This is a genomic window from Bacillus sp. LH1, assembly GCF_057924895.1.
Map to the genome: position 1 here is coordinate 1,612,074 of NZ_CM175007.1, position 19,672 is coordinate 1,631,745.

Below are 19,672 nucleotides of genomic sequence, written 5' to 3' on the forward strand. Positions count from 1 at the left end.
ATATGAATAGAGTCACACAGTATGCACTTGATGTATTAGAAGGTCGAGAAATTGCAGGGAAGTACGTTAAGTTAGCTTGCCAAAGGCACTTAGACGATTTAGAAAAAAGTAAGTTGGCGCCGTTCGTCTATTATTTTGATGAGGAAAAAGCAGATCGGTTACTTGAGTATGCTGAAACTTTAATGATAGGTGAAGGAGAAGAAGTAGAACCGCTCGTCTTAGCAGAATTTCAAGCCTTTATTTTCGGGTCATTGCATGGTTGGGTCCATAAAGAAACGGGCTATCGTAGGTTTAGAAGTAGTTATGTTCAAGTGGGCAGACAAAATGGTAAATCCTTGATGAATGGTGTACTAGGGACATATTATAGCAATTTTGACGGCTATAATTATGCGCAGGTATACTGTACAGCTACGAAACAGGATCAAGCAAACATAGTTCTCAAAGAAATGATTAAGTTCATCGAATCAGATGAAGATTTAAGTGAATGTTTCAAGGTAAAAGAATATAAAAATACGATTGAAGCACTTGTAACAAATGGAATCATTCGCGCTCTTGGAAGAGATACGGAAAGTATTGATGGATTTCGTTCTTACCTTGGTATTGTGGATGAATACCATAAACACCCTACAAATCAAATGTATAAATTATTGGAGGGTGGAACAACTAAATTAAAAGAATGCTTAATATCAGTTATCACAACGGCAGGATTTGATTTAAATAGTCCTTGCTATGAGTTGTATGAAGATTGTTGCAGACTTCTTGAAGGGGTATATGAAGACGAAAAACAGTTTGTATATATTGCTCAATTGGATAAAGATGATGATATTTGGGATTCGAGTAATTGGATAAAGGCAAATCCTTTAGTAGCAAGAGATGAAGAAGGAATTGAAACCCTTGAAACTATGGCAAGTACAGCCAAACGTAGGGGTGGAGATGAACTTCGGAATTTCTTAACAAAACATTTAAATATTTGGGTGCAATTTACGGACAATCAGTATATGAATATGGAGCATTGGAAGGAATGTGCTTCAGATTTAGATTTAAAGGATTTTATAGGAAAAGAGTGCTATATAGGTCTTGATTTATCAAGTGGCGGTGATTTAACAAGTTTAGGGGCAATATTCCCATATATGAAAGAGGATGAAAAGAAATATTTTGTTCATTCCCATAGTTTTATCCCTAAAAACCGTGTAACGGAGCATATAGAGACGGACAAAGCCCCTTATGATATGTGGGTCAGAGATGGCTTATTGACTGTCACAGAGACACTAGGTGGTATTAAAACGGATTATAAATATATCATCGCCTATTTAAAAAGAATGATTGAAGAATATGATTGGAAAATACAGATTATTGCCTATGATCCGCACAATGCAGATGCATTTTTGAATGATTTAGAAGAACTGGGATATCACAGTGTAAGTATTGTACAGTCAGCAAGAAGTTTAAATGATGCAACTGTAGATTTTAGACTGGAAGTAGAAGCGAAAAACGTACAATATAACCGTAAAAATCGATTGTTAACTTGGAGTATGGCGAATGCAAAAACGGTATCCAATAGTTTTGGTGAGATAAAGATTGATAAAAATTTGAAGGAGAAACGTATTGATCCAATTGACGCTATTATTGACGCACATAAAATGGCGATGAAAGGACAAGCTGATTATTCGCAATATACAAGTGAGGAGTATCTGAAAAAACTTGGATGGTAAAGGGGGTGTTTATATGTGGAAGTGGTTAGGTAAGTTTAAAAATACCAATAAAAATGAAATGAAGAATGCAGTGTCATTAGATTCATTAGAATTTTTAAAAATGTTAGGTATAGATATTGGTAGCATTAGCAAAGACAAACTAAGTGAAATTACATATTTCACTTGTCTAAGGCTTTTATCTGAAAGCGTCGGTAAGTTACCTCTTAAATTGTATAAGGACACAAATAAAGGGCTTGAAAAAGCGACAGATCACAATCTATATACACTTTTAAAAATGAGGCCGAATCCCTATATGACTTCAAGTACATTCTGGTCTACAGTTGAGGCGAATAAAAATCATCATGGTAATGCATATGTATATATCAACACTGATAAAGTTCAAGTAAAAGACCTGTGGATTCTTCCAAGTGAACAAGTGCAAATTTGGATCGATAACGCGGGAATATTTCAAAAAGAAAACGCAATTTGGTATATCTGGGGGGACAATAAATCTGGTAAACAGTATAGATTTAGATACGATCAAATCATGCATTTCAAAACTTCACTGTCATTAGATGGCATTTCTGGATTGGCTGTTAAAGATATTTTGAAGGTGTCCATTGAAAATATTCAAAGTGGTGCGCAATATTTAAAGAATTACTTTGAAAATGGGTTGATGGGGAAAGCAGTTGTTCAATATACAGGCGATTTAGATAATGGAGCAGGTAAAAGAATGGCTTCGAAAATAGAAGAGTTTAGTAATGGATTAGGTAATGCAGGAAGAATCGTACCATTACCAATTGGTTTTCAGCTTACTCCATTAAATGTGAATATGGCTGATGCTCAATTCTTAGAAATTAATAAGTATACGGCGCTTCAGGTTGCCGGAGCATTTGGAATTAAGCCAGCACAAGTGAATAACTATGACAAGGGTAACTATGCAAATGTTGAAACGCAGCAGCGTTCATTTTACGTAGATACCCTTTTATATATTTTGAAACATTATGAGGAAGAAATGAGTTATAAACTTCTTCTTACCGATGAATTTCAAAGTGGGTATTGCTGTAAATTCAATGTGAATGGCATTTTACGTGCTGATTTTGCGATACAAATGGAAGGCTTGTCAAAAGGTGTGAATAATGCAATTTATACGCCAAATGAAGCGCGAGAATTTATAGATTTGCCCCGTAAAGATGGTGGTGATGAATTAATGTGCAATGGAAACTATGTTCCATTAACTATTGTGGGGAAAGGAGGTGAGGAAAATGGATTGGCTACAGATTAAAAATCAGGCTGAAGATACGCCATCCCTTTATTTTTATGGTGACATTGTCTCTTCTTGGTGGGGTGCTTGGGAGGATGAAGATCAATATCCTGAGAATGTAAGAAGTATCCTTGATACCGTTAAAGGAAAAAACTTAAATATCTATATTAACAGTGGCGGCGGATCAGTTTTTGCAGGGATGGCAATCTACAATATGATTAAACGTCATGAGGGTTACAAAACGGTTCATATTGATGGACTTGGGGGTTCAATTGCTTCAGTCATTGCGTTTGCAGGTGATAAGTTGATAGTTCCATCTAATGCATACCTAATGATTCATAAGCCATGGAACGGTACGTATGGGAATGCAAATGATTTTAGAAAGATGGCTGATGATTTAGACGCAATTGAGGAAGGGATTATCAATGTTTATAAAGATAACCTAAAAGAAGGCGTAGATATCGAAGTAATACGAGACATGGTACAAAATGAGACATGGTTAAATGGCCTGAAAGCTAGTGAGTATTTTAATATTGAAGTAGCAGCAGAAAATACAGCGGTGGCATGTACTAGTAATCTTTTTAATGAGTACAAGAATACACCAAAAGCTTTTAAAGAACCAAGGAGAAATCCACCACAAAATAATGAACAAGAAAAAATTAATAAATTGATGAGGGAGCTAGAGTTAATCTAACTCTTTTTTTATTGCTCAATTTTAAGGAGGAAGCAAAATGCCAAAAGAATTAAGAGAATTGTTAGCTAAGATTCAGAATAAGAAAGCAGCAGCACGAGAACTTTTAGCTCAAAAAAAGCTGGAAGAAGCAGAACAACTTACAAATGAAATCAAGGATTTACAAAAGGAGTTCGATATTGCTTCAGCTTTGTATGAAGAAGAAGCGAATAATATTCCAAATGATCCGATTCCTCAACCAGCAGCAAATACAGTACAACCTAATGATGCATTTGTTAACGCAATGAAAGCGGCCGTAGGAAAACATAGACTGTCTGATGATGAAAAAGAAGTATTGAATGCTACTACTATGACAGAAGGGATTCCAGCAGATGGCGGCTTAACTGTACCAAAAGATATTCGTACAGCAATTAAAGAACTACGTCGTAATGGTCCTGAGGCACTTGAAAATTATGTGAATGTCGAGTCTGTTTCTACATTGACAGGATCTCGTGTTATCGAAGTAGAGGCCGATTATGTTCCGTTCGATAACGTAGATGAAGCAGCTGACTTCCCATTAATGGAAGCACCGAAATTCGAGGATATTCAGTATGCCGTAAAGAAAAAAGGCGGAATCTTGAAATTTTCTAAAGAATTACTTGCTGATACAGCAGAAAATATTCAAGCTTACATTAAGAAATGGACAAGTAAAAAATCAAAAGCAACTCGTAATGCTTTAATTTTAAAGGCGATAGCCGATAACTTTGGCACTACAAAAGTTCCGGTTAAAACAGTAGACGATTTAAAAGATATTTTTAACGTGAAACTTGATCCGGCTTTTGAAACAACATCGAAGGCACTTATGAACCAAGATGCCTTTAATTTTCTTGATAAATTGAAGGATAGCGAGGGTAAGTATATTCTTCAGCCAAATCCAACAATGCCTACACAAAAGTTATTGTTTGGTAAGTATCCAATCATCGTTGTAAGTAATAAAACATTAAAAACAGATACAGTGAAGAAAACTGCACCGCTTTATTTTGGTGATTTTAAAGAGGCTATTACTATCTTTGATAGAGAAGCACTTTATATTGAGTTTTCAGAGGAAGCACTAGATCTTTGGGGTAAAGATTTAGTGGGTATGAAAGTGCGTGAACGTTTAGATGTTAAATCTGTTGATAAAAAAGCAATCGTTGTTGGTGAAATTACGTTTGCTTAATAGGTAGAGGGGCTTTTCCCCTCTTAATAGGAGGGGTTTTATGTTGTTAGATATAAAATTAACTAAAAAGTGGCTGAGATTAGAAGAAGAAGATACAGAAGAAGACGATATTTTGAATCTTTTAATCGATAATGCTGAGATTTATGTGAAAAAAGCAGTTGGTAAACATTACAATGCCACTGAAGAAAACAGAAAGCAAGCGCAGAAAATTGCTTTGGTTTTAGTCACGAATTGGTATGATAATCGTGATTTTTCAGGTCAAGCAGGTGAAAAAGTACGTTATACCATTAATAGTATGGTGTTACAACTCCAATTAAGTGAGGAAACCGTATGAATCCGGGGAAAAGGGACAAAAGAATTGTGATTGAGCATAAAACGGAAAGAAAAGACGAGGAAGGAAACGCACTCCCGGCAGGTTGGGTAGTCTTTTCTAAAGCGTGGGCAAAAGCTGAAACACCGGGAGGTTCAGGATTCAATTCTGAAATATTCAAAGGAAATGCAGAGTTTGTCATTAAATTAATAAACTTTACGATTCCATATCGGAAAGGTGTTCATTCTGATATGCGGGTACGATATCGAGGGAAACTGTTTGAAATTAAATCAGCAATCGATATTGATGAGAAGCACATAGATTTGTGCTTAATCTGTGAGGAGCGATCCAATTGGCAGAGTTAGAGGTCTTTGGAATAGAAGAATGGATTCGCGAATTAGAGAATTTAGGTCAAGACGTACCTAAAATCACAAAAGAAGCATTAAAAGCGGGTGCAGGAGTATTTAAACAGAAGTTAGAGTTTAACTCTCCAGTTGGTCCAGAACCAAATAAGCCAACACCTAAACAACCTTGGTGGGATGGGAGACATGCTAGAGATGCTATCGAAGAAGGAAAAATTGTGAAAAAGAATGGTGCTTATGTTATAGATATTGGATGGGACAAAGCAGATCGTTCCGCCCACTTCTACATGAAGTTCCAAAACTGGGGAACGAGCAAAAATCCCAATCCACCTCATAAAGGATTTGCAGAAAAAACATTAGTTCAGAGTGAAAAAGAGGTGTTGAAAGCAATGGAACGGGAATTTATGCGTAGGGTTACAGGACGATGAGAAATCTCAATAAAGATGTGTTCGATGTATTGCGTAAAGATGCGGTTATTACCTCTGAGTTAGGTGGAGAGTTCATATATCAGTTTGTAAAAGGTAATGACAATACACCTATATGGATTACATTTTCTGAACTAAGTACATCTCCAGGATCCTATGCGGAGAATGAGGAAACAACCTCAAATGTTATGTATCAAGTGGATATATGGTCAATGTCACCGATTAAAACACAACTAAAAACAGCAGTTCAGGCAGCTATGAAAAAGCTGTCTTTTCAGCGTTTAAGCACCTATCCAGATTATGAAATGGATACAAAAATTTATAGGTATGGTTTTCGTTTTGTAACGGAAATCATGAACTAAGGGGGAAAAAGGACTATGGCAATGACAATCGATTTTAGAGATTTACATTACGCGATTTTAACAGAAACAGCAGATGGTAAATTTACTTACACTACACCAAAACGAATTGGTAAAACAGTTAGTGGTAAAGCAGCACCTAAAGCAGAATCAGTAACTTTTTATGCTGAAGGTGGACCAGCAGCAACAGCGAGTGCTTTTGGTGGAACAGAAATTGAGTTAGAAGTAGATACATTACCTTTATCCGTGTACGCGGAGTTGTTGGGTAAAAAGGTTGTAAAAGGTCAAGTTGTTGATAATACAAGTGATGTACCACCCTATGTAGCATTACTATATCGTTTACCTTACGACAACGGAAAAAATCTATATGTATGCTATTACAAAATGAAGTTTGAGCTTCCAAGTGATGAGCACAAAACGGCAGAAGACAAACCGACATTCCAAAGTGCGAAAATTAAAGGGAAAGCAATTCAACGTTCTGATGGCAACTGGAGACATCGTTTAGATGAAGAGGAAATTGGTTTTGATCCAACTGTTGCAGCGAACTGGTTCAAGGCCGTACCAACGCCACCAACAGCAGCTTAAAATAATAATTGAAGGGGTAGCTGATGCTATCCCTATTTTAATTTAGGAGGAAAATCGAATGAAAATTACATTGCAAAATGCAGAGGGACAAAAAGATTATCATTTACCACAGTTTATTCCGGGTTCAGCCACTTTTGAAGCATCTAAATTTGCAGATGAATTACAAGCGGATCTTGTCCCAAAAGAAACAATTGAGAGAGCAGCTAATTTTATAGCTCGTATATATGGAGATCAATTTACGGCTCAAGAGTTTGTTGATGGTACACATGTATGGTTTTTAAGTTTAACAATACATTCCATTTGTTTAACAATTATGGGCCGTTTAAATGAGGCAATAAAAGTAATGGAAACGGTAGAAGATGCGAAAAAAAAGTTGATGAAACAACTAGAGATGAAGCCGAAAAGAAAACGTTCAAATACGAGGACATCGTAATTGATATATATAACGTCCTTATGGATGCAGGAATGACACAAAATCAAATCAATGAGATGGATATTGCGTTTTACTTTACCTGTATGGCTAGAAAACAAAAAGCAAATCGCGTGACATCAGCTAATCAAGCTCCAGCATGGTTATAAAGGTAGGTGAGAATTTAAATGGCACTAGGAGATAATACAATAGGTGGTCGTGTCCGTTTGGATACAGATCAATTTGAAAATGGAATTGCAGGTATTAATAGAAGTTTGAAAAGAATAGATGCTGAATTTCGAAACACTTCAGAACAGTTACGTGGCGTTGGTTCTGAGATGGATCAATTGCAAAATAAGTCAAACCATCTAAATCAAAAGATTGAAGCGCAAACGCAAAAAATGAAGCATTATGAGCAAGCTTTGAGGACTTCGCAACAAAAACAACAAGAGATGCGCCAAAAATGTGAGCAGTTAGCTACATCTATGCAACAATTAGAACAAGAGATACAGCAAAGCACTCAGGCATACGGGAAAAATGCCCAAGAAACAAAAGACTTACAAGCTCAATATAATCAATTACAGCAAGAATATAAGCAAGGTACACAAGCTTTACAGCGATTAACTGCACAAGTTTCTCGAAATGATACAGCCTTTAATAACGCTTCAGCAGCGTTACATCGTTTTCGTAATGAATTAGGTGATACAGAAGAAAGAATGGAGCAACTAAGTAACGTTTCTGGAAGAGTACGAGAACGTATGAATGAAGTCGGAAATAGTATGCAGGAGACTGGCACTAGAATTAGTCAAGGATTTGGTGCAGCGGCAGTTGGTGTAGCGGCAGGAGTTGGAGCTTTAGTAGTAAATGCGGGTCAATTTGAAGAGGCAAACAAGAAGGTTCAGGCTGGTTTAGGATTAACAAGGGAAGAAAGCTTAAAAGTTAGTGCTGTAGCAAGAAAAGTATGGCGTGAAGGCTATGGTGAAGATTTAGCTAGTGTCAGCGATTCTTTAGTTAAAGTAAAGCGCAATATTAAAGATATAAATGATGATGAAACATTAAAACAAGTGACTCGTGATAGTGAGATTTTAGCCGAAACAATGGAGTCGGATGTAAATGAGGTAACTCGTGGTGCAGCTCAATTAATGGGACGATTTGGTTTGTCGGGTCAACAAGCTTTTGATTTATTAGCACAAGGTTCCGCAAAGGGTTTAAACTATTCTAATGAGTTGTTTGATAATTTAAGTGAGTATGGGCCGTTATTTAATGAAATGGGATTTAGTGCTGAAGAAATGTTCACAATCCTTATTAATGGTAGTAAAAACGGTGCATATAATCTCGACTATGTGAACGATGTAATGAAGGAATTCCAAATCCGTGTGAAGGATGGTTCAAAATCTACTTCAGATGCTATGGGACAAATGTCAGAAGGTACACAAAAAGTATGGAAAGAGTTTTTAAAAGGGAAAGGTACAGTAAAAGATGTTTTCAATGCTGTATTAAATGAACTTAAGACAAGTGACGATCAAATTAAAGTTAACCAACTTGGAGTTTCACTTTTTGGAACAAAATGGGAAGATCTCGAAGCTACTACTATGTTATCACTAAATAACATGGAAACAGGGTTAGGCGATTATAGTGGTGCAATGAATAAAATGGTTGACGGTTATGATACAAGTGCAAAACAATGGAAATCCGTCACCCGTGAATTACAAATTGCATTAGAACCACTTGGCAAGGTGATTTTAGATATCGCTAAACAAGCCATACCTGAACTAAAAGAATCAATTAAAGGTGTAGCAGATTGGTTCAATGGATTAGATGATAGTACGAAAAAAGTATATGGTACATCATTATTATTAGCCCCGGTAGTATTAGGGGTAGTAAGTGCTCTTGGAATGCTTTCTTTTGCTATAGGAGCAATTATAGCGAACCCAATTGTTGCGACGATTGGTGGGGTTGTAATTGGATTAGGAGCACTAGGATTTGCTTTTGCTGAAGCAGGTAAAAAAGCAAAACAAGCAGAAGAAGATAGCCGTAAATATGGTGAGGGTGTAAGTGAAGGTACAAAAAAAGCACTCGAAGGATACGTAAATTTAAAAGAAAAAGCTTTTAAAACATTAGATGAAATCCCGGTGCTTACTGGAGATAAAGCGAAAGAAGCTGTTCAGCGAGCACATGATGAATTCGGTAAGTTAGCGGATGAAGCTATTCAAGCAATAAATAAAGATAAAGGCAAGCTTCAGGCTCATTTAGATAGTTGGTTTTCGGGTGAAACAGATTCAGCTGTATTAAGAGCAAAAGATAAAATTCTTAATGATCAAATGGAAGTATTTAAAGCGCAAGAAGAAGCAGTTATCAAAGCGAATGAGAAAATTCAAAGCCTACTTACACAATATAATGGACAGATATATAAGATGAGTGCAGCTGATAAGTCTGTATTTCTAGCGGCTTTGAAATCTATCGATAGCGAAGTTGGAAAATCAGCATCTAAAAGTGTAGATGAGATCCAAAAAATCGCGAAAGCAATGGATAATTTCAACAAGAATACGTCTGTTGAAACGATACAAGGAAAAGTAAAAGATTTAGGAAAACAATATACAAGTTTATATAATGACTTAGATAAAGCGAGACAAAAAGAAATAGAATTCGCGAAAAGTAAAATAGCTGATACCAAGGGTCAAGAAGTTGCAATTGCTCAAATTAATAAGAAATACTCTGAGCAATCTATCCTCATAACGGAAGGGTATAAACAACAGCTCCAACAAGCTCAAGAAGTGTTAAAGTCTAAAGGAATTGAAATGGACTTAACAACGGGTATTACAAAGGCTGAGCAAGAAAAAATCACCATTCAAGGTAGAAGTTTTGGCGAATACGTTAAGAATTCAGAAATGATTGAGAGTAAGAATGATAATCTCTTTAGAAGACTCCAAGAACGATCAGCAAAAGAGTCTGAATTACGTCAAAAAAGTGCTGAAGAAGTAAAAAGATATGGTGAGGCTTTAATTGCGAATTCTAATACTGTTTATGATAGCTTATTTCAATCAACTCGAGAAAAGGCTGTACAAGTTGGTAGTGATATCGCTTACGCCTTAGAAGATGGTACAAAGGCTGTTAATTTAGGGGAAAAAGGCGTAGTAAAGGTCGAAGAATTTGTTGAGGGTATAAAAACGGGTAAATATAAGGTTCAGGATGTAGCGGTTGCTCTTATTAATACCATGCGCATTGAAATGGGGAATAAACCATTAACAGCAGAAGGTATTAAGGTTATGACAACATTTGCAGATGGTTTAAAACAAATGAACGTATCTGATATTGCTACAAAATTAAATCTGGATCTCAAAAAGAACTTAGAAGTTGATTTAGGACCACTTGGTAAAATGACATCAACACAATTTGTAAATGGTTTGAAAGAAGGCACAGTCGGTATAGACGCTGTGTTTATTTTTTTTCAGCAACATTTATCTAAGTTAACGGCAAAAGATTTATCCCAAGATGGTACAAAAATAATGGCCACTTTAAAAACAGGAATGGAAACGGGATTCCTTAGTGTACAAGATGTATTGCAAAAGCTTGGGGTTAGCATCGAAGACAAAACAAAATATAATCTTGGTCCGAATGGTGAAGTAACTATTTCTTCACTTGTAAAAGGATTACAGACAGGCCAATTCAGTATCGATCAGGCGCTTGAAGTAATCAGACAAATGGTTGTAGCAAAAACAAACGTTGATACAACACAACAAGGTGCAAATATCTCGCAAACAACAGCAGATGGAATCCGTCAAAATGGTGGTCAACCTGTTCAAGCCGCAAGCGAAGTTAAGCTAGGTGTAGAGCAAACACTTGGCTCTACCACAGATGGAAATGGCGGAGCGACGTCTACATTATTGATGAGACAATTCATGGCTCAAAATAAACCTAGTATTGTTGGAGAAGCGAGTGGAATTAAACAAGGTGTAGAGCAACAACTAGGAAGTACAACGGACAATAATGGTGGTAATAATTCCACTTCCATGATGCGGAGTGCTATTGCAAATAATCAAGGAAGTGTAAATGGAGCCGCCGCAGGAGTAAAACAAAATGTTGAAAATACGCTAGGTTCAACTACTGATGGAAATGGCGGAGCTTCTTCGACGTTAATTATGCAACGTTTGATAAATGGGAATAGAGGAAATGTTGTTGGTGCAGCAAATAATGTGAAATCTGGAGTAGAGAGCACTTTAGGAAATGCAACAGATGGTGGCGGTGGAGATAAGGCTGGTAATAAATTTGCCAATGATTTAGGTTCTAAGCGTGGAGCAGCGCAGGGAAGTGGTGCAAATGTTGCAGGTGGTGGCTTAAGTGGACTTGGTTCCATTATTGCAAACTCAGTGGGGCTTTCTTTTGCACAAGGCTTTGCGTATGGTATGGATGGTGCTTTTGGCCAAGTTAGAGCGAGAGCAGCTTCTTTGGCTAACGCAGCATTCGAAGCTTTAAAAGCCACATTAAACGTAAACTCACCATCTAGACTTACAAGAGATCAAGGTGGTATGCCGTTTGGTGAAGGTTTTGCGGTAGGGATTCAAAAATCGGCTCCTATGGCTGAAAAAGAAAGTCGTTTACTTGGACTGAAAGCAAATAAAGCACTTGTAAATGAACTTCAGTTGAATAGCGACAATAATAGAATGACCTTTGCAGGGGTCCGTATGGCGCAAGGTCTTGCTACGGGGATTAAAAGTCAATATTCTGTAGTGCGTGATGCTTTGCAAACCACAGTAGAAGGCGCTATGGATGGCATCCGATCTATTCGGCCTGAGGAAATTTTCAGCTTGCAAGGAGATGATCCGCTAACAAAATACTTCAATGCAATTTTTATAGATGGAGATTGGCAAAACGATTGGATTACACACATTCCAGAAAGTATGCGTGACATGGTAAGAGAAATCGGTCGCCAAATGGAACGTTTTGAAGGGTTGTCGGTATATGACGTTGGGAAACTGTCCAAATGGAGAGAAGTTCTATCAGATAATCCTAATGTAATCCAGTATAGACCAGACAACGATAATCCGGATAAACAAACGAGGCAGCCCGCACAAATTGTAAATCATTTTTATAATCAAGATACTTCTGAAGTAATGAGACAACAGCAAAGAGTTCTAAATGAAGTTGCTTTCACATGGGGAGGGACATCATGAGTAAGCGAGTAATAATTGAAAATCAAAGACTAGAAAAAATTGAATTCGGACCATTGCCACCATATGTCCTCACTTCGATTGACCTTTCAGGAAGTGAGGCTGAAATTGTTCAAACTCAAGGATATATGCAAGATGGTTTTACTCCTAGATCGGTCACAATGAAGGGGATGCAATATCCCCTTGAATTTTATATAGAAGCTTCAAATTCAAGAGAGTTGTTTGAGTTGCGCAGAAAGTTAAATCGAGTATTAAATCCTAAAGCAGGACCATTTACAATAACTGTACAAATGCCACATGGTACATTTCAAAATACAATCATTATTGAAAACCTACCGAAATACAGAGTAGAAGATGAACAATTTTTGATTTTACAACAAGGATTATTCCATATTACTACCTCAGATCCATATTGGAAAAATGAAAGCGATATAGAAGTACCTTTATTATCATGGACACCAAAATTCAGCTTCCCTTTTTCATTTAGACCAACAGTACAATTTGGATATAAAGGTGAAAAGAAAAGGGTAATCAATAATGGTGATGAGGAAACGCCTGTTAAAATAGATATTTTTGGCCCGTGTACAAATCCAAAAATCACAAATCTTACAACGATGAAATCTGTACAAATCAATCGAGATATTCTTGCAGGAGAACGTCTTGAAATCAATACAGCATATGGTCAAAATACCGTTGAACTTGTAGGTATAGATGGAACGAGGAGAAATGCATACAACTGGATTGCTCCGGGAGTGAGGTTGAATGAATTTAGATTACAGGTTGGTCTAAATATATTAGATTATAGTGCAAATGCAGGAAGGGAGAGCGCTACGGTTAGTATTCGTTTTAGGGAAAGATATACAGGGATATAAAATAAAAGAAAGGGGTGAGAACGTATCATGGCAGAGCGTTCTTTTTTCTTTGATGGCGAAGATAAATTATATAATTCGCAAGATTTTGCTCAATTATTTGATATGTTTTTCGGGACTGGAGTTGTAAAAGGATATTTGCATAATATGAATATAAATTCTATATCCGATGGTATGAAAACTTCTGTGAACTCAGGATGTGCGGTGATATATGGGAGAGGGTATATCCTTGAGGAGTTACGTATTTTAGTACATGACCCAGCACATGATACGTTAGACCGTATAGATCGGATTGTTTTACAGTTAAACCTTGCAACTAGAAGTATTAATCTTATTGTAAAAAAAGGAGCGGTAGCAGCACTTCCAGTACCTCCAGCATTACAACAAGACAATATGAACAATGGAGGTATTATATATGAGTTGCCTATTGCCCAAGTTCGAATTATAAAAGGAAAATCATTTATTGATGGTACGCAAATCACTGATGAGCGTACTTTTTGTGATTTACAGGGACAAACAGGGCTATATGCAAAGAAAAAACAGCGCAATTGGGAGGTTCCTGGTTTTAGGAATGGCTGGACACCAGCGAGGAAAGACGGGATGGTTTCGTACTTCTTAGATGATTTTGGAGTCATTCATTTTCGAGGGGCAGTTATGAGTGGATACACAAACAATGGAATGGTTATTTTACAAATCCCAAGTGATCTAGCTCCACTGGAACCGCAATATAGACCTGTTACTACAATTGACTATAATGGAGGATTTGGGGTTGGTCATGTTGTTATGTGGTCAGATGGACAATTGATATGTAAAAGTGTACCAACAAATCGAGAGGTAGATATTTCTACAATTTCGTATGCGACAAAATATGCGCATCTATAAGAAAGGGGAAAGAGAATTGATTATCTATACTCCAGATCTACAAAAAATTGGCGAAATTAGCGATTATGAATCCCTTAGTTTTGGACGCTCATGGGAAGATGTTGGCACCTTCGAATTACAAGTCTCCAACGATGCCAAATATGCAATAAGTCTTTTTGATGATAACTTTATTTTAATAGATGAAAAGCGTGTAGGAATTATTACAAATTATTCTATAGATAAAAATGATAAAAGAACGGTAAAAGGATTTCAATTAAAAAAGATTTTGGGTAACCGAATCATTACTCCGCCGCCAAATACAACCCATGATAGACGTTATGCAGATGCAGAAACGGTTATGAAACATTATGTGGATAGGCATGCAGTATATCCAACAGATTCAAATCGATTAATTCCGAATCTTGTTATAAAGGTAAATCAAAAAAGAGGAGGATATATACAAGTTGAAAGTCGCTTGAAAAATCTTGCAGAACAGCTAAAAGAAATATCTTTAGCTTCTGAGTTAGGATGGGATGTATATCTAGATGAAACCACTAGACAATTTGTTTTCGATGTTTTTGCTGGGAGAAACTTAACAAGGCATCAACAGACATATCCACCTGTCATTTTCTCCATTGCTTTAGAAAATGTTCTGGAACGTGAATTTGTAAAAGATACATCAAATTATAAAAATACAGCATACGTTGGTGGACAAGGTGAGGGAGAAGAGAGAAGGATTGTAGAGGTTTCGACAGAGCAAGCTAAAGGTTTAGCAAGAAAAGAAGTGTTTATTGATGCTAGGGATGTAAGTAATCAAACAGAAGATAAAAAAGATAAACCTGAATCGGAAATTTATCAAATGCTTTCAGATCGTGGGCGACAAAAGCTAGAGAGTGAATACAATGAAATTGTTGAGTTTGCATGTGTTATAACGGAGAAACCAGGAATGGAATATGAAAAGGATTGGACAATAGGGGATATCGTAACATGTGAAGATGAAAAGATTGGGGTATCAATGGATGCTAGGGTTACTAATGTGGAAGAAATATCCGCTACCAATAAGAAGGATTTGAAAGTAACATTTGGCACGAAACGTATGGATATCACCAAGTTACTCCAAAGAGAACTTTCTCAAATTAAAAACATCATCCGAAATTAAGGCCTGTATGTAAACAGGTCTTTTTTCTATAGAAAGGAGTGTGCAACTTGAAAAATTCATATGAAATAATTGTAGATATCCGGAAACCTAATGAGTCCTATAATATTGAGTTTTCGCAAAATAGTTTAAATACTTCTGAACTCATTATTCGTGTTGTAGAGGATGGAAAGCCCTTTGTATTAAAAGATACAGATATCATTATTGTAGCTTTTAAAAAACCAGATCGAACTACAGTGCTCCAACAAGAAGAAGTGAAAGTAATTGATAAATTGAATGGTAAAATCAGTTTAATGTTGGTTACCCAAACCTTAGCAAAGTCGGGAGAAGTATTTGGTGAAATTTCAATTGAGCGAGAAGAGAATGGAATAAAACAAAGAGGAAGTTCGTATCCTTTTAGTTTTAAAGTAAGACAATCTTTTTTAGCAGATGAGAATTTCGAATCAAAAAATCAATTAGGAATTATCGATAAAGGAATGAAGTTAGTTGAAGAACTTGATAAAGTAGACATTCCGGCATTACAACAGGCACAGCAACAAGTTGTGCAAATTCAAGAAAGGGTAGATCAACGGGGATTAGATTTATCCAGTTTTGGTGCAAAGGGTGACGGCTCTAATGACATAGGAGCATTTGAAAAGATGTTTGCAAATACCGATAAGATAAAAACAGTTTACGTGCCGGATGGTGTATATGGTATTTCGAAAACACTTGTAGTGCCGCCTAAAGTGAAAATGGTATTTGCACCGAACGCGGTATTAGTTCCGTTAGCGGATGTGAATGTTATCCAATTGAAACCTGAAGCGTATGTGGAAGGGGTAACTATTGATTTAAGGATGATGAAAATACCATTTACAAAGGCAGGGATATATTTAAACGCGTCTGATATCTTTCAATTTTACGAGCAAACGCATATGTTGAAAGATATTAATATCCTTGGGAAACGAGCTACAGCAGGTTGGACAGGTACAGGAATCCTAATGGAAGCCACAACACCAATGTCCTATATTGATAATGTGAAGTGCAATAACATTACGATTACAAATATGCAAAAAGGTATTCATTTACGTGTTGATCCAAAGATAACAAAAGAGGCCGATATGGCTTGGGTGAATGCGAACTTCTTCCATCAAATTACGCTTATGAATTTTGAATACGGTTTGTATTTAGAAGGAGATTCAAAGGTTCCAAGAGATGTTGGCGGAAATCTATTTGACCAAGTGCAATTTCAAGCTGAAGCAGGAACAAAACGTTTGATTTATTGTGAAGGTGGTACAAATCGTTTTGATATTTTTGGTTGGGATATTCATAAATTAAAACCTACAGAAGCAGCATATGAGTTTTCTAAGTCTTCAAGATTCAATCAGATTGTCAGTCCAATGGCCGCTGAAATTACAGAAGCATGGATTGATAATGGATACTTAAACAGTTTTCCCAGCCCAAACAACTATGTAGCAGATAAAAGAACCAATGCAATGCCGATTAGTTTACCGAGCAGACCTAACTTTTTAGGGAACCAAGATGATTATATTGTAAATGGCCATAAACGTGGATACAAGGTAACAAAAGTTTCAACACACCCACTTGTTTCAGGTGAGTTAGCGGATATTCTTACATTTGACACAGAATCAGGAATTACATTTGATGGTACGAACGCTACTTATGAGAATCCAATTGTAATTGAAATTGATACAGCGACCGATCCAATTTGGTATGCGTCATTTTTACAAGTTATGTCAAGTTGGGGAAGTCAACCACAAAATTACGAAATGGAAATGTATGATGATTTGAGTAAACAATGGATTGGTGTCCATTGGACAAAAAATAATCGTTCTCAAGAAATAGCAGTTTCAGCACCATGGGCAGCGGTAGATAAGTGTACAAAGATTAGAATTAAATGTTGGGGAAGTAACCTATCAAATAAGCGGATTGGGATATCGAGGGTAATGCTAACAAGTGCTAAAGATGGTGGAAAAGCATATCTTCCTTATACGGATTATATTAAAGAAACAAACGATATAAACATGCCACCATTGTTACCAAATGATAAGAGGATTGTGGGAGATCAAGATGATATATTGTTGTCGGCGGATAAACGGTATAAAGTGTCCTCATTAGGGGCAACTAGAACGAGCGGAAATATGTGGGGAATGTTCAGTATGAGAAGGGAACAGTCTTGTCGCTGGTCTGATCCAACACAAGAGGCTCCAATTATCATAGAGATAGATTGTAGCTCAAATCCATTGTCATATGTAGAGTCAATCGGTCTTTCATTTGCTTGGGGAGAAACACCAAAAAACATAAAAGTTGAAAGAGTAACTACATTAAATGGCGAGTATACACAGATTGCTAATGTGACTGGAAATACAGCAGCAGTGGTTCATGTGGCTGCAAGATCAGCAGCTACATACAAGCTTAAAATTACTATCTATGGTACAAACAATGATAATAAGTTTATAAGAATCAATCGCATATTCGCTACGAGTGGCGACGATTATCCTAAAACGTTTGTGAATACAGAATCAGATAACACGGTTTATGGAAATTTTATTTTTGGTGATGCAAGTAAAAGTATAGTTATGAAAAGTCCAGATGGATCTTTGTGGAAATTAGTTGTAGATGATTTAGGGGCATTACATTTAGAAAAACAAACGTAAATAAAATATGACTTTTATAAGAAAGAGGAGCGATTTCGCTTCTCTTTTTATTTTGAAATGGGGTGATTGAGGTGGAAGGTTTACAAGAGGTAAGAAGCGATGTTCAAGAAATCAAGCAAGATATTAAGGATATTCGATTAGAAATTAGAAGTTTGGAGATGCGAACAACGGGTAACGAAAAAGACATTATCAATATCAACAAACAGCTAGATAAGATAAGTGCAAATACAACTTGGATATTACGTCTAATTGTTGGTGGAATCGTTGGGGGCATTCTCACCCTTTTATTGAAAGGAGGTGGTATGTAGTGGTTAGTTTAGCTGTAATAATTGGAATTGTAGTTGGCCTATCGCAGATTATTAAAACGATTGGATTGCAAACAAAATATGTTCCGCTATTGAATTTAACGCTTGGTATTGTGCTAGGCGTTTTATTTTTGGACGGAGATATCAAAACAAATGTATTTCAAGGAATCATCATTGGACTGTCAGCAAGTGGATTATTCGACCACACAAAAATTATAAAAAAGGATGTTGATGTTAAATGAAAAAGACAATGAAACATATTACTTCGTCTCTTATGATTTTAGTACTTGCTGTTTCTTTTGCAACAAGCGCTTTTGCTGATAGAATACTTATTATTCCTGATTTACCGAAACAACCATACCGTAACGGTGTAGGTGCTTATGAGGGCGTTGTAGCACATTCTACAGCAACTCCAGAAGCTCCAGCTATTAACATTCAAAAATATGAGTCTCGTACATGGCGTTCAGCATTCGTTCATTATGCGGTAGATTGGGACGAAACAATCCAAATTGCTGATACGAAATACATTGCTTATGGCGCAGGGCCGGGAGCAAACAAACGATTTGTACATGTTGAATTATGCGAAACGAAGGATTATGAGAAATTTAAACGTAGTTATGACAAATATGTGAAGTTACTAGCTAAAATTTTACGTGACCGTGGATTATCAGTAGAAAAAGGATTATGGACGCATAGTGATGTAACGCATCATCTTGGTGGTACGGACCATGAAGATCCATTAGATTACTTGCGCAGCCACGGTGTATCAGAAGCTCAATTTCGTGCTGATGTACAACGGGCATACAATAACTCTAATGTGGATGTTTCTGTTCCTGAGAAGCCATCTAAACCAGCAGAGGTTCCAACAGCAGTAACGGATGGAATCGCCTATATCGAAGGATATAACGTTAATTTACGTAAAGGACCAGATACAAGTTATTCTACGATTCGTCAGTTGAACAAACCAGAAGCTTATATTGTGTGGGGCGAAAAGGATGGTTGGTTAAACCTTGGCGGGGAACAATGGATTAAAAATGATCCAACTTATGTGAAGTTTAGTAAGAAAAGTATAGTAGATTCCTCTATTGTAGGTAAGCGCGTTGTTTCTAAAGTTAATAACTTACGATTTTATGACGTTCCATCTTGGCAAGATAAAAATGTAGCTGGTTCTGTGGATACAGGATTTGGATTTACAATTGATGCAAAAGTAAGCGTTAATGGATCACCGCAATATAAGGTACACAATAGCAAAGGCAAAACATACTATATTACAGCAAATGAAGCCTATGTGTATGTGAAATGATTTTTTACAAAAGAATAGTTATAGCAATAAAAAGAGCTGTCATTTGACGGCTCTTTTCTTAT

The 19,672-nt window shown here is 36.6% G+C and carries 18 protein-coding genes; all 18 read left to right on the plus strand.

Annotation, left to right across the window (positions count from 1 at the left end; translation table 11 throughout):
• The first annotated feature begins 2 nt into the window (after positions 1 to 2).
• The 18 genes from ACX9TM_RS08545 to ACX9TM_RS08630 all read left to right on the plus strand — a co-directional run bounded on the left by ACX9TM_RS08545 (position 3) and on the right by ACX9TM_RS08630 (position 19,610).
• Positions 3 to 1,712: a terminase large subunit gene (locus ACX9TM_RS08545; RefSeq protein WP_150475886.1), complete on the plus strand. Its 1,710-nt coding sequence runs from the start codon at positions 3 to 5 to the stop codon at positions 1,710 to 1,712.
• Between the two features lie 13 nt (positions 1,713 to 1,725).
• Positions 1,726 to 2,976: a phage portal protein gene (locus ACX9TM_RS08550; protein WP_150475884.1), complete on the plus strand. Its 1,251-nt coding sequence runs from the start codon at positions 1,726 to 1,728 to the stop codon at positions 2,974 to 2,976.
• Positions 2,957 to 3,649, plus strand: a complete 693-nt coding sequence (locus ACX9TM_RS08555) for a head maturation protease, ClpP-related (protein ID WP_150475882.1) — start codon at positions 2,957 to 2,959, stop codon at positions 3,647 to 3,649. The genes ACX9TM_RS08550 and ACX9TM_RS08555 overlap by 20 nt, the downstream gene beginning before the upstream one ends.
• A 37-nt stretch (positions 3,650 to 3,686) precedes the next feature.
• Positions 3,687 to 4,844, plus strand: coding sequence for a phage major capsid protein (locus ACX9TM_RS08560; protein WP_150475880.1), 1,158 nt, complete (start codon positions 3,687 to 3,689; stop codon positions 4,842 to 4,844).
• Between the two features lie 40 nt (positions 4,845 to 4,884).
• Entirely contained in the window at positions 4,885 to 5,178 is a 294-nt protein-coding gene (locus ACX9TM_RS08565) for a head-tail connector protein (protein ID WP_150475878.1), read from the plus strand.
• Positions 5,175 to 5,519 carry a phage head closure protein gene (locus ACX9TM_RS08570; RefSeq protein WP_150475876.1) on the plus strand — a complete coding sequence of 115 codons (345 nt, stop codon included), beginning with the start codon at positions 5,175 to 5,177 and terminating at the stop codon, positions 5,517 to 5,519. The genes ACX9TM_RS08565 and ACX9TM_RS08570 overlap by 4 nt, the downstream gene beginning before the upstream one ends.
• Positions 5,507 to 5,944 (plus strand): HK97-gp10 family putative phage morphogenesis protein, encoded by a 438-nt coding sequence (locus ACX9TM_RS08575; protein WP_150475874.1) that lies wholly within the window; start codon positions 5,507 to 5,509, stop codon positions 5,942 to 5,944. Before ACX9TM_RS08570 ends, ACX9TM_RS08575 begins: the two co-directional genes overlap by 13 nt.
• Positions 5,941 to 6,303, plus strand: coding sequence for a tail completion protein gp17 (gp17, locus tag ACX9TM_RS08580; protein ID WP_150475871.1), 363 nt, complete (start codon positions 5,941 to 5,943; stop codon positions 6,301 to 6,303). Before ACX9TM_RS08575 ends, gp17 begins: the two co-directional genes overlap by 4 nt.
• A gap of 15 nt (positions 6,304 to 6,318) precedes the next feature.
• Complete coding sequence (locus ACX9TM_RS08585; RefSeq protein WP_150475869.1) at positions 6,319 to 6,885, plus strand: major tail protein; 567 nt, start codon at positions 6,319 to 6,321, stop codon at positions 6,883 to 6,885.
• A gap of 58 nt (positions 6,886 to 6,943) precedes the next feature.
• The gene (gene gpG / locus ACX9TM_RS08590; protein WP_150475866.1) at positions 6,944 to 7,318 is read left to right on the plus strand and encodes a phage tail assembly chaperone G; all 375 of its coding nucleotides are present in this window, start codon (positions 6,944 to 6,946) and stop codon (positions 7,316 to 7,318) included.
• A gap of 164 nt (positions 7,319 to 7,482) precedes the next feature.
• A complete protein-coding gene (locus ACX9TM_RS08595) occupies positions 7,483 to 12,465 on the plus strand; it encodes a phage tail tape measure protein (protein ID WP_150475864.1) in 4,983 nt (1,660 codons plus the stop codon).
• Positions 12,462 to 13,334, plus strand: coding sequence for a phage distal tail protein (locus ACX9TM_RS08600; protein ID WP_150475862.1), 873 nt, complete (start codon positions 12,462 to 12,464; stop codon positions 13,332 to 13,334). The genes ACX9TM_RS08595 and ACX9TM_RS08600 overlap by 4 nt, the downstream gene beginning before the upstream one ends.
• A 27-nt stretch (positions 13,335 to 13,361) precedes the next feature.
• Positions 13,362 to 14,213 carry a structural protein gene (locus ACX9TM_RS08605; RefSeq protein ID WP_150475860.1) on the plus strand — a complete coding sequence of 284 codons (852 nt, stop codon included), beginning with the start codon at positions 13,362 to 13,364 and terminating at the stop codon, positions 14,211 to 14,213.
• 16 nt (positions 14,214 to 14,229) lie between these two features.
• Entirely contained in the window at positions 14,230 to 15,351 is a 1,122-nt protein-coding gene (locus ACX9TM_RS08610) for a siphovirus ReqiPepy6 Gp37-like family protein (protein ID WP_150475858.1), read from the plus strand.
• Positions 15,352 to 15,398: 47 nt separating this feature from the next.
• Positions 15,399 to 18,002, plus strand: coding sequence for a BppU family phage baseplate upper protein (locus tag ACX9TM_RS08615; protein ID WP_150475856.1), 2,604 nt, complete (start codon positions 15,399 to 15,401; stop codon positions 18,000 to 18,002).
• 71 nt (positions 18,003 to 18,073) lie between these two features.
• Positions 18,074 to 18,310 carry a hemolysin XhlA family protein gene (locus tag ACX9TM_RS08620; RefSeq protein WP_150475853.1) on the plus strand — a complete coding sequence of 79 codons (237 nt, stop codon included), beginning with the start codon at positions 18,074 to 18,076 and terminating at the stop codon, positions 18,308 to 18,310.
• Positions 18,310 to 18,549 (plus strand): holin, encoded by a 240-nt coding sequence (locus tag ACX9TM_RS08625; RefSeq protein WP_098856097.1) that lies wholly within the window; start codon positions 18,310 to 18,312, stop codon positions 18,547 to 18,549. The genes ACX9TM_RS08620 and ACX9TM_RS08625 overlap by 1 nt, the downstream gene beginning before the upstream one ends.
• Positions 18,546 to 19,610 carry an N-acetylmuramoyl-L-alanine amidase gene (locus ACX9TM_RS08630; RefSeq protein ID WP_150475851.1) on the plus strand — a complete coding sequence of 355 codons (1,065 nt, stop codon included), beginning with the start codon at positions 18,546 to 18,548 and terminating at the stop codon, positions 19,608 to 19,610. Before ACX9TM_RS08625 ends, ACX9TM_RS08630 begins: the two co-directional genes overlap by 4 nt.
• Positions 19,611 to 19,672: the final 62 nt, after the last annotated feature.

What these genes read in the sequence shown, in the direction of transcription:
- ACX9TM_RS08545 (WP_150475886.1), top strand. Translation starts at nt 3, where the DNA reads ATGAATAGAGTCACACAGTATGCACTTGATGTATTAGAAGGTCGAGAA.
- ACX9TM_RS08550 (WP_150475884.1), top strand. Translation starts at nt 1,726, where the DNA reads ATGTGGAAGTGGTTAGGTAAGTTTAAAAATACCAATAAAAATGAAATG.
- ACX9TM_RS08555 (WP_150475882.1), top strand. Translation starts at nt 2,957, where the DNA reads ATGGATTGGCTACAGATTAAAAATCAGGCTGAAGATACGCCATCCCTT.
- ACX9TM_RS08560 (WP_150475880.1), top strand. Translation starts at nt 3,687, where the DNA reads ATGCCAAAAGAATTAAGAGAATTGTTAGCTAAGATTCAGAATAAGAAA.
- ACX9TM_RS08565 (WP_150475878.1), top strand. Translation starts at nt 4,885, where the DNA reads ATGTTGTTAGATATAAAATTAACTAAAAAGTGGCTGAGATTAGAAGAA.
- ACX9TM_RS08570 (WP_150475876.1), top strand. Translation starts at nt 5,175, where the DNA reads ATGAATCCGGGGAAAAGGGACAAAAGAATTGTGATTGAGCATAAAACG.
- gp17 (WP_150475871.1), top strand. Translation starts at nt 5,941, where the DNA reads ATGAGAAATCTCAATAAAGATGTGTTCGATGTATTGCGTAAAGATGCG.
- ACX9TM_RS08585 (WP_150475869.1), top strand. Translation starts at nt 6,319, where the DNA reads ATGGCAATGACAATCGATTTTAGAGATTTACATTACGCGATTTTAACA.
- gpG (WP_150475866.1), top strand. Translation starts at nt 6,944, where the DNA reads ATGAAAATTACATTGCAAAATGCAGAGGGACAAAAAGATTATCATTTA.
- ACX9TM_RS08595 (WP_150475864.1), top strand. Translation starts at nt 7,483, where the DNA reads ATGGCACTAGGAGATAATACAATAGGTGGTCGTGTCCGTTTGGATACA.
- ACX9TM_RS08600 (WP_150475862.1), top strand. Translation starts at nt 12,462, where the DNA reads ATGAGTAAGCGAGTAATAATTGAAAATCAAAGACTAGAAAAAATTGAA.
- ACX9TM_RS08605 (WP_150475860.1), top strand. Translation starts at nt 13,362, where the DNA reads ATGGCAGAGCGTTCTTTTTTCTTTGATGGCGAAGATAAATTATATAAT.
- ACX9TM_RS08630 (WP_150475851.1), top strand. Translation starts at nt 18,546, where the DNA reads ATGAAAAAGACAATGAAACATATTACTTCGTCTCTTATGATTTTAGTA.